This is a genomic window from Maribacter sp. (genome assembly GCF_049667165.1).
In the GTDB taxonomy this organism is placed as follows: Bacteria; Bacteroidota; Bacteroidia; order Flavobacteriales; family Flavobacteriaceae; genus Maribacter_A.
In genome coordinates this window covers 1-10307 of the sequence record NZ_JBATHS010000279.1, presented here as the reverse complement: position 1 = coordinate 10307, position 10307 = coordinate 1, and the positions used below count along the sequence as shown (strand labels likewise).

The 10307-nt window shown below is 39.7% G+C and carries 11 protein-coding genes; 8 read left to right on the top strand and 3 right to left on the bottom strand.

Going from position 1 to position 10307, the window contains the following annotated elements; all coding sequences use genetic code 11:
* Positions 1 to 28 precede the first annotated feature (28 nt).
* The gene (locus tag WBM98_RS13455) at positions 29 to 475 is read right to left on the bottom strand and encodes a toxin-antitoxin system YwqK family antitoxin (protein ID WP_424366538.1); all 447 of its coding nucleotides are present in this window, start codon (positions 473 to 475) and stop codon (positions 29 to 31) included.
* Between the two features lie 109 nt (positions 476 to 584).
* On the opposite strand from WBM98_RS13455, the gene WBM98_RS13450 reads away from it, so the two are divergent.
* Positions 585 to 1121, top strand: a complete 537-nt coding sequence (locus WBM98_RS13450) for a CIA30 family protein (protein WP_424366537.1) — start codon at positions 585 to 587, stop codon at positions 1119 to 1121.
* A 54-nt stretch (positions 1122 to 1175) separates the two neighbouring features.
* Complete coding sequence (locus WBM98_RS13445) at positions 1176 to 1541, top strand: DoxX family protein (protein WP_424366536.1); 366 nt, start codon at positions 1176 to 1178, stop codon at positions 1539 to 1541.
* A gap of 12 nt (positions 1542 to 1553) precedes the next feature.
* On the opposite strand, the gene WBM98_RS13440 is transcribed toward WBM98_RS13445, so the two are convergent.
* Positions 1554 to 1901 carry a DoxX family protein gene (locus WBM98_RS13440; protein WP_424366535.1) on the bottom strand — a complete coding sequence of 116 codons (348 nt, stop codon included), beginning with the start codon at positions 1899 to 1901 and terminating at the stop codon, positions 1554 to 1556.
* Between the two features lie 294 nt (positions 1902 to 2195).
* On the opposite strand from WBM98_RS13440, the gene WBM98_RS13435 reads away from it, so the two are divergent.
* The 3 genes from WBM98_RS13435 to WBM98_RS13425 all read left to right on the top strand — a co-directional run bounded on the left by WBM98_RS13435 (position 2196) and on the right by WBM98_RS13425 (position 6950).
* Positions 2196 to 4538 (top strand): TonB-dependent receptor, encoded by a 2343-nt coding sequence (locus tag WBM98_RS13435; RefSeq protein ID WP_424366534.1) that lies wholly within the window; start codon positions 2196 to 2198, stop codon positions 4536 to 4538.
* 62 nt (positions 4539 to 4600) lie between these two features.
* Positions 4601 to 5377: a class I SAM-dependent methyltransferase gene (locus WBM98_RS13430; protein ID WP_424366532.1), complete on the top strand. Its 777-nt coding sequence runs from the start codon at positions 4601 to 4603 to the stop codon at positions 5375 to 5377.
* A 187-nt stretch (positions 5378 to 5564) separates the two neighbouring features.
* Positions 5565 to 6950: a transglutaminase-like domain-containing protein gene (locus WBM98_RS13425; protein WP_424366531.1), complete on the top strand. Its 1386-nt coding sequence runs from the start codon at positions 5565 to 5567 to the stop codon at positions 6948 to 6950.
* On the opposite strand, the gene WBM98_RS13420 is transcribed toward WBM98_RS13425, so the two are convergent.
* A complete protein-coding gene (locus tag WBM98_RS13420; protein WP_424366530.1) occupies positions 6942 to 7163 on the bottom strand; it encodes a hypothetical protein in 222 nt (73 codons plus the stop codon). The two genes, WBM98_RS13425 and WBM98_RS13420, sit on opposite strands and share 9 nt — an antisense overlap.
* 330 nt (positions 7164 to 7493) lie before the next feature.
* On the opposite strand from WBM98_RS13420, the gene WBM98_RS13415 reads away from it, so the two are divergent.
* The 3 genes from WBM98_RS13415 to WBM98_RS13405 all read left to right on the top strand — a co-directional run.
* A complete protein-coding gene (locus WBM98_RS13415) occupies positions 7494 to 8612 on the top strand; it encodes an alkene reductase (protein ID WP_424366529.1) in 1119 nt (372 codons plus the stop codon).
* Between the two features lie 164 nt (positions 8613 to 8776).
* Positions 8777 to 9202, top strand: a complete 426-nt coding sequence (locus WBM98_RS13410) for an OsmC family protein (RefSeq protein ID WP_424366528.1) — start codon at positions 8777 to 8779, stop codon at positions 9200 to 9202.
* A 632-nt stretch (positions 9203 to 9834) separates the two neighbouring features.
* A partial coding sequence (locus WBM98_RS13405; RefSeq protein ID WP_424366527.1) for an ACP S-malonyltransferase occupies positions 9835 to 10307 on the top strand: 473 nt, incomplete at its 3' end.

Below are 10307 nucleotides of genomic sequence, written 5' to 3'. Positions count from 1 at the left end.
CAACGAATAGGTGAAGCGCTATGCGTAACTATCGCGTGTAGGTCATGGTATGTACTAGGTTCCCTTTCTTGTCATAGTACTTCCAAAGTCCGATTGGTTTTTTCCAATGTAAATATTGCCCTTTGGATTTAATACTACCATTTTCATAATAAAACGTTACAGGTCCTTCCACACGGTTATCCTTATAGGTGCCCTCACATTCCTTTATCCCTTCAGGGTTAAAGTCCACCCACTTACCGTTGCCGATCCCATCCACATATTCTTGCATGGTTTGATAGTTACCATTGTCGTATTTCCCATACAGAATACCTGTAAAAGGGATTTTGGTCCCTGTTTTATAATATACCGATCCCATCTTATATGCTTTTTGATAGGTGGCGCTCATCGGTATCATTTCCTGCTCTTTGGAAGCGCTTTGGGATGTGGCGGTATAGCTTATCAAGGCAAAGCAGATACTTGAGAATAACATTTTCATAGTCAAATATTAAAAGAGTTAGAATTTCAAAATAGGGTTTAATCCATAATATTACGTTAAGTTATACTATATTTTGTTGAATAATGTTTATATTTCGTTAAACATTTTTATGAAAGGAATTTTAGTAAGCCTTTTGCTGGGTAATATGAGTCAAGAAAAATCATTGCTTATTTTCGATTTTAAGGAGGAACAGGACATCTCTAACTGGTTGGTTGTAGACGATGGGGTTATGGGTGGTTTGTCCCAAGGGTCTTTTTCCCGTACGGATTCAGGAAATGCGCTTTATTCGGGAATGGTACGCACAGAAAACAATGGCGGATTTTCTTCGGTTCGCTATGGATTTCAAACCAAGGATGTCTCCAAATATAGTTTGGTGAAATTAAGAATAAAAGGTGACGGTAAATCATATCAATTCCGTATCAAAGAGGATCGGTCCCAACGTTATTCGTATATCACAAGTTTCAAAACTTCAGGTGAATGGGAGACTATTAGTTTACCCCTAGCTAAGTTTTATCCTAGCTTTAGGGGGAATCCATTGAACAAACCCAATTATTACGGCGAGGCCATGGAAGAGATTGCCATTTTAATCGGGAATAAAACCAGAGAATCCTTTTCGCTGGAAATCGAAAAAATCTATTTAGATTAGCATAGAAAAAATCAGATAAAGAATAACTAACTAGTAACCCAAAAGTAAAAAGTCATGAATTATTTCACTATTGCATTACAATGTATCGTAGCCATAAGTATTCTCAATGTATGGCTTGTGCAAAATAAAAAATCCACACAATGGCGTGGAGGTAGTGCCACAACTATCATCGAGGAATTTAAAGTTTATGGACTTCCAGTTTGGATGTGCTATGTTATTGGTACTTTAAAAGTAGTATTGGCCTTAGGTCTTTTGGCTGCCATTTGGTATCCCGCCCTTAAACAACCTTCAGCATTGGGTCTTGCTTTGCTATTGCTAGGTTCCATTGCAATGCATATAAAAATTAAAGACCCCTTAAAAAAGTCTTTTCCAGCCTTTTTATTTTTGATCATGTGCTTATACATTGCTTTTCCCTTTTAAAAACCGGCAAGGTCATAAAACATCCAGCAACATTATAAATAGGATTGCATTAAGCACTGCATAAATCAATGAAGGTGCAGATTGAATGAACGAATCCCGAATTCTTAATCGAACTAGAAATCCTAATACCATTAAAATAGAAAGTCCTGATGCGGCTACTATTTGAAGAAGGGGTGAATATAAATAGCCTAATAGCAAACCCAAAGCTCCCAATAATTGTATACCGCCAACCAGTGTTCTCGAGCTCTCAAGACCATATCTTTTAAACTCAGATTTCATTTGGGAAGTAAACAAACTGGCTGCCCCGAAAAATAGAAATGAAAATCCAGAAAAAAATGTTAAAAAAGTGGATAGATTCATAAATTTTCGATGGCTTGAATAGTTACAGCAAAGGTTCTCAAATCAATCCTATTGATTCGACTTAGGAATAATAGCCTAGCTATCGAATGATTACAGCTATTATATAAAAACTGAGCAAAGTTAGTCTTAATTTATAAAGCATATCTAAGTGGCTTACCAGGATAACTTTCAAATTGTTTTCTAAGCTACTTTTATTTTTAACATCTTTTTAATGGTTTTAGCTATTTTCCACACATATATTTGTTTCATCTTTGCGCAATATACTTAAACAATATGATTTTTCAAATACGAAGGGTGTTACTTTGCATTATTTTGATCCTCGCATCCAATATTCTTTTTGCACAGGTGACCACGGACATTTATGGGGAAGTATTGGATGAGCTGGGTGAACCTCTAATCGGGGCTTCCGTTTTTTTGGAAGGAACCCAACTAGGCGCCCAGACTGATTTTGATGGTAACTATACAATTTCTGGGGTCGCTCCTGGTTCCTATAATCTTATTGTGACTTATTTGGGGTATGAACCCCAAACAAAATATAACATCATCGTACGTTCAAAGGGTACTCCCACCTATAATTTTAAACTACGGGAAGCCGTGCAAAAACTCGATGAAGTTGTGGTTTCAAACGCAAATATCATCACTCGCCCTAAAGAAACGCCCCTCTCCACCCAAACCCTTACCTCCGTCGAAATCGCTACGTACCCAGGCAGTAATAATGATGTAGTTCAAGTGGCGCAGACACTTCCTGGAGTATCACCTTCTGTAGGAGGATTCCGAAATGACCTTATTATTAGGGGTGGGGCACCGAACGAAACCGTGTATTATTTAGACGGAATGGAAATTCCGAATATCAATCATTTCAGTACCCAAGGTAGCGCCGGTGGCCCCGTTGGACTAATCAATGTATCGTTTATTGATAATGTCACCTTATCAACTTCCGCTTTCAATGCGCGTTATGATAATCCGCTATCCGGAGTATTACAGTTTCAACAGCGCAATGGTAACGCCCGAAATTTTGCCGGAAACTTTAGGGTAAGTGCCAGTGAAGCAGCTTTGACCCTTGAAGGACCGTTGTTTAAGAAGGGGGCGGAGGAATCAAAAACCACTTTTTTGGCTTCGGTACGCCGCAGTTATCTCCAATTTTTATTTCAAGCTATCGGCCTTCCCATTAAACCAGACTATTGGGATTACCAGTATAAAATTAATCATCAAATCAATGATTATAATAGTCTTACCGTTTTGGGTGTGGGTTCTATTGATGATTTCTCCATTAATCCGCCAGAAGAATTTGATCCAGAGCAACAGGCACAGATAGAACAGGCTCCATTTATCTTACAACGCACGAATACCATGGGCGTAAGTTGGCGTAATCGTTTTAAGAATGAAAATGGATTTATGCAAACCACCTTAAGCAATAATACCCTAAACAATGATTTTACCCGTTATGCGGACCCTGAGAACGAACGGGATGTGATTTTTAATAACGATGCCCGTGAATCGGAAACTAAACTGCGTTACGAATTGACACAGCTTTTTGAAGATTGGAAGTTGACATCAGGTTTCAATGTGCAACATTCCGATTATACCAATGCGACCATCGACGTGCGCAATAACTTGAACTTTGATACGGCTATTGATTTTATGAAATATGGGTTATTTGCCAACGCGACCACATCGTTTTTTGATAATAAGTTGGATGTTTCTTTTGGGTTTAGAATGGATGATGACAGTTACACCGAAAATGAGACCCTTCTAAGTACTTTTTCACCACGATTTTCAGCATCTTATGAGTTTGCAGAAGACTGGCGTGTAAATGGCTCCATAGGGCGTTACTTCAAGATACCTCCTTATACCATTTTAGGGTTTCGGGATACAGAAAATGAACTCATCAACCAGAATGTCGATTACACCCAAAGTGACCATGTGGTATTAGGGCTTCAACATTATTTTTCCCCATCGAGTACTATTTCATTGGAAGGATTCTATAAGCGTTATGAAGACTATCCGGTTTCCATTCGGGATGGTGTCTCTTTGGCGAACAAAGGGGGCGGATTCGAAGTATTGGGCAGCGAACCTATTGAGACAGTCGGAAAGGGGCGGAGTTATGGTGCGGAGTTACAGTTTCAACAAAAGTTGTCGAACAATTTTTATGGTATTTTTTCATATACCTGGTTTTATAGCGAGTTTACGGGTTTTGACCGTAACGCCTACTTACCTTCAGTTTGGGACAGTAGGCATTTGATTTCATTTGTTGGGGGATACAAGTTAAAGCATAATTGGGAATTAAGTTCAAGATACCGTTTTGCAGGACGTACCCCTTTCGTACCAACGGATTTGGATGCCACATTGGCCAATTATCCCGAAGTGATTTTAGATTATGCTAGATTGGGAGAGGAAGAATTGGCTATTTTCAGTCAATTGGATGTACGACTGGATAAAAAATGGAATTTCAAAAAGTTTGCATTCGAATTGTTTATCGAAGCCCAGAATATATTGGGGCAGAACACACCAAGTCCTACTGATTTCGGTCTTAACCGGGATGAAATGGGTATGGTGGTGCAGCCTCAAAGCCTTGTGGCCATCGAAGATGATGGAGGCCAGATCATACCCAGTATAGGTATTGTCATCGATTTTTAAAATCGTCAAGGGGAAATATAACTTGAAGCTGTTATCATCTCGCTAAAAAATTTAGAAAAAAAATGTACAGGGGTATTCTATCCGCCATTGCTATAAATCGCCCTAATCATTTGTTAGGTGACAAAAGATTGGTTCGTCTACTGTGTTTGTTTCTGCTACTAACACCACTCTATATATGCCATGGGCAGGTGACTACCTCGGAAGCGAAGTATACCTTTAGAAATGGTGATTATAGCGGTATCGGCAAATGGTATATGGGACGGGAAATTGCCCATGTGATGGGTTTTCAAGGAATAGGCTGGCTTGAGCGCACCGAACGCGAAGAAGAAGAAAACACTACTAAACTACTCCGTAACATGGATATTCATGCCGGTGATACCATAGCTGACATTGGTGCTGGTTCGGGGTACCATGTATTCAAAATGGCACCCATGGTTGGCGAAGGACTTGTTTATGCCGTTGATATTCAAGAAGAAATGTTAGTGGCGCTAAGGAACAAAATGCGAAACGGAAAGCATACAAATCTAGCGCTTATAAAGGGGAGCGAGAAAAGTGCGAATCTACCAGAAAATTCGGTGGATAAGGTATTGATGGTCGACGTGTACCATGAGTTTGCGTATCCTATTGAAATGATAGCTTCCATAAAAAAAGCCCTGCGGCCAAATGGAAAACTATTTCTGATCGAATACCGAGGGGAAGATAATAGCGTCCCAATTAAAAGACTACATAAAATGACCGAATCGCAAGCGGTAAAGGAGATGCAGGCGGCAGGCCTGAAATTGCAACAGAATATCAATAATCTCCCCTGGCAGCATTGTATGGTGTTTGTAAAGGAATAAGCTTAGGTTTCCCTGAGGGTTGGTTTAAAGCATGGATTATTACGCATGAATCATTGGATGCACTTTCTACCCTCAAATGTTTATTGAAAAGTGATCCCTGAAAAATCAGGCAGCTGATTATGAATAGGGAGTGTTCCGAAAACCAAGGAATTATCGTAAATTCATACAGATACTAAACTGTGATAGCATGAAAGAGTTTCGGATTATGTACTTCCTTTTGATTGCCATGCTAATGGCCTGCAATTCAAGTACAAAGAAGAAAGAAAATGAAGAGACCCAAGCGGACAAGGACATACCCAAAGTGGTTACGGCCGATATAGAGGTCGGGATAAAAGCCAATATTGCCAAAAAAGTAGAAGAAGGAGGGGGGTATTTCAATATGAATACCGATGGAAAAGAACTGCACCTGCAATTGGTGCGGGTACATACCGAGTACCTTTCAAATTTAGGGCCTCGACGTCATTTTGCCTGTGTAGATCTGGCCGATGTAAGTGGGGATGTGTATGATGTGGATTTTTTCCTGGAAGGAGATCCAGGGAACATGTCGGTCACGGAAACGACCCTGCATAAACTTAATGGAAAACCTTTCTATACCTGGAAACAGCGCAAGGAGGACAAAACATGGTATCGAGTACCGGTTCAAAAGGCCTCAACCGATTTGCTGGGGGTCATCGAGGGGGATGATCACTTTGAATTCCATTATGAGGTTACGTTGCCCGAAATGAAGGAATCTACGCAACTATGGATTCCCGTTCCCCAGAGCGATCGCTTTCAAACCGTCAAATTAACTTCGTTAACGGCTCCCGCGGAACATCGAATGCTCGATGAAAAGACAAATGGCAATACTATTTTATATATGGAACTGACTCCGGAACATAGTGGGAAGAAAGTGGAACTTGTTTACGATGTGGAACGACAGGAGAAAAAACCCTATATAGAAAATTCGTCCCCTTCAAGATATTTGGATGCCAGTTTGTTGATGCCTGTCGGTGATCGGTTTCAAACGCTTGCAGATTCAATTATCGGCAGTAAACGTAGCGAAGGCACCCTTATGCAGGCCAGGGCCTTGTATGATTATGTAATAGACAACATGCGTTATATAAAAGCGGGAACCTATGGCACAGGGGATGCCGTTTATGCCTGCGATGCACTGACCGGCAATTGCACGGAATTCCATTCCTTGTTTATTTCATTGGCCCGTTCTGCGGGCATCCCTTCACGGTTTGCCGTAGGGGCTTCCATCCCATCGGATCGGGACGAAGGGGGCATTGACGGCTATCATTGTTGGGCGGAATTCTATGCCGAGGGCAAATGGTGGCCCGTTGATATCAGTGAAGCCAATAAATACACCGCACTTGCGACGTATTACTTTGGCAGGCATCCGGCTAATCGTATTGAATTCACTCGGGGACGAGATCTACAAATAGAACCCGGACCGCAGTCCGGGCCCATCAATTTTCTCGCATACCCTGTTATGGAAGCAGGAAATTCACCTGTCTTCCCAAAAACATTTTTTTCCTTCCAAAGAAAACCAGGGAATGAAACCTCAGAAAAATCGATAACGCTACCCTGATATGGAATCCGTCGGATGTTCCTGATCTGTTGGATGTTCCTCATCTGCATCACCATCTTCCGTGGGGTGTTCTTCACTTTCAGGATGTTCTGCTTGCTGTTCGGTGTTTTCTTCTTTTTTCTGTTCCCTGCACGAGCTTAACGTTCCCGCTGCAACGAAGGTGAAAAGTAGTAGTATTAGTGTAAAATATTTAAGTTCTTTCAATCTGCTCATGATATAACTGTTTTAGGGTTTAAAAATCAAATAAATCGGGTCATTGGCACTTGAGGTATATAAATATAGCACAATTTACCCGAACCTGAATAAACATAGCATTATTTATAATGGCATAACAACTTGAGAATGAGGGGAAATAGACCGCTATAACCGCGAAGCACCGCCAATGGGATTGCAGGAACAGCAAATCCCCTTACCGTTTTATAATCTGAATCACATTTATTTATTTTTTTGGCCATATGGAAAAGTTTAAACAAGTTCAATGAAGCCCAATCGTTACATCTATTCAAAAAGATATATTTTTAACGTATAAAATCAGAAATCGCCATGATGAATAATGCAGTGTTACAACCTTACCAGATGAATGGATTAAAACTCAAGAATAGGGTTATAATGGCACCAATGACCCGGAGCAGGGCTAACAATGATGAAAAAAAACCAACCGACGAACTTCAAGGAGTTTACTATGAACAACGTGCTTCCGCTGGACTCATAATTACCGAAGGTTCACAAGTATCACCAAGAGGAGTAGGGTATATCAATACACCAGGAATTCACTCCAAATCCCAAACGGAAGGATGGAAAAAAGTGGTTAATTGTGTACATAAAAAAAATGGTGAAATATTTATTCAATTGTGGCACGTTGGCAGAATGTCGCACCCAGACTTTCATAATGGAGAGTTACCATTGGCACCATCGGCCATCAATCCGAATGCTAAATCGTATACACCGGAAGGATTTAAGGATACGGTTATTCCGAAAGAAATGTCAATAAATGATATCAAGATCACTATCCAAGAGTTTAGGAATGCTGCCAAAAATGCTGTTGAAGCAGGCTTCGATGGAATAGAAATCCATTCCTCAAATGGTTATTTGTTCCATCAATTTTTCAACGCCACCTCCAACATTCGAACAGATGCCTATGGCGGAAGTATCGCGAACAGGGCGCGATTTTTCTTTGAAGTATTGGATGCCGTAAAAGAGGTGATTCCAGAAGAAAAAATAGGTGTTCGATTTAATCCGTCATTGCACGGAAGTTTTGGGATGCAAATGGACGAGGAAACCATATCCACTTTTGAATATATCATTAAGAAGTTAAATGACCACGATTTGGCATATATTCACTTATCAGAACCCTTTAGTGATGTTTCAGGTATTCCGTATGCCGTTTCCGAAATTGCAAAACACTTTAGACCGCTTTATAATGGCACCTTAATGATCAATGGTGGATTTGATAAGGAATCAGCCAATAAGGTTATAGAAAATGGAACCGCGGATTTGGTGTCCTTTGGAAAATTATATGTCTCCAATCCAGATTTGGTGGAGCGCTTTGAAAAGGATGCAGCGTTGGCGGAATGGGATGAAAATACCTTTTATACCCCAGGAAAAAAAGGGTATTTGGACTATCCCAAAATTAAAGATGAACAGTCCGAAAAATCAAAATAAAGCCATATGAAAATGTCGAATAGGTCTACACAATTAGGGATACCTTCACTTTAGGTGAAAATTCGGTTTACCTATGGAATAAAATGCAGAAGCGGATACGAAATCATGTAGGCTTTACATCAATATTTAGACGAAACATGTATTAACAATTAAAATTATAGCTCATGAAATTTACAAGAAAAGCAAATGCCCGATGGAAGGGTAGTGGAAAAGAAGGAAAAGGAACGTTAACTACCGCCAGCAATGTACTTAATCATACCCCGTATTCATTTCACACAAGATTCGAAGATGGTAAAAAAGGCACAAATCCGGAAGAACTTGTGGGTGCGGCACATGCCGGATGCTTTGCGATGCAATTAAGTTTTTTATTAGGGGAAGAAGGTTTTACCCCCAATGCTTTAGACGTTAATGCAACCGTAACCTTTGAAGACGGTAGTATTACAAATATCGTTTTAAATTTGGAAGGGGACGTACCCCATATTGATAAGGACCAATTTCAACAAATTGCACAAAAAGCCAAAGTGGTGTGTCCCATATCCAAACTTTTGAACACTAAGATCGAACTAAAAGTGATCCTGGCCGATTCGTAGGTACTGAAATGTAGTTAAACGTTGCCGGTTGATCTTTTATTCACTTGGTACTATGATTGACCAATTAATGAAGTGGTAAAAATATAGCCTATTCAGATGTATTGTGAATAAACCTGCAACGGTTGCTGATGTCCCTTACGATTGAACGTCGAGCCTAAGCTACGTAAACAATATATAATAATCCACAAAGGCAGACCAGTTGATATACTTCAGTTTACTGTGGCATTTTCAATGAGGGTGAATAGGAAGGGAGTACAATGCCCTGCCTGAGGCAGCAAGCAATGGTGTGTAATGTTGACATTTAGATTAGATTTTATATCTACTGGTGTTTTGGAATTTTATCCTTTTTTAATATTCGGAATAAATGATTTTAAAAAATTTACTGACAAGAAATCAAAGCGATAAACGTAAAATATTGTCTTGCCCTTATGGTAATTTAAAAGAATTGTATATTAATTCTATACTAAAGTATATATTTACACCACGTTGGTAAGTGGAATGTACTTAGAGTATTACATGAAGCATTTCATAGAAATATGAGGATTTTAGTTTTCAAAAAGACACTTATTCCCAAAAAGTTTCGTTTTTTTGATATTAATAGATGTAATAACACACAAACAATTCATTTTTTTATGCATGCATACGTATTCCCAGGTCAAGGCACTCAATTTCCAGGTATGGGAAAAGCGTTGTTTGAAAAATCAAAGTTGGCTCATGAATATTTTGAAAGAGCCGATGCCATATTAGGATTTTCAATCACCGATGTCATGTTTGAGGGATCTGCTGAAGATCTGAAACAAACCAAGTTTTCCCAACCGGCCATTTTTTTACATTCCTATATTCTAGTAAAAACCCTTGGTGCCGATTTTAAGCCCGATATGGTTGCCGGGCATTCGTTGGGGGAGATAACCGCCTTGGCTGTTACTGGAGCCTTAGACTTTGAATCGGCCCTAAAATTGATAGCAAAGCGTGCTTCTCTTATGCAAAAAGTTTGTGAAGCCGAAAATACAGGTATGGCCGTTGTGGTTGGCTTATATGATGTTATCGTTAAGGATATCTGTAAAAAGGTTGACGGCATAGTGGTACCTGCCAATTATAATTCGCT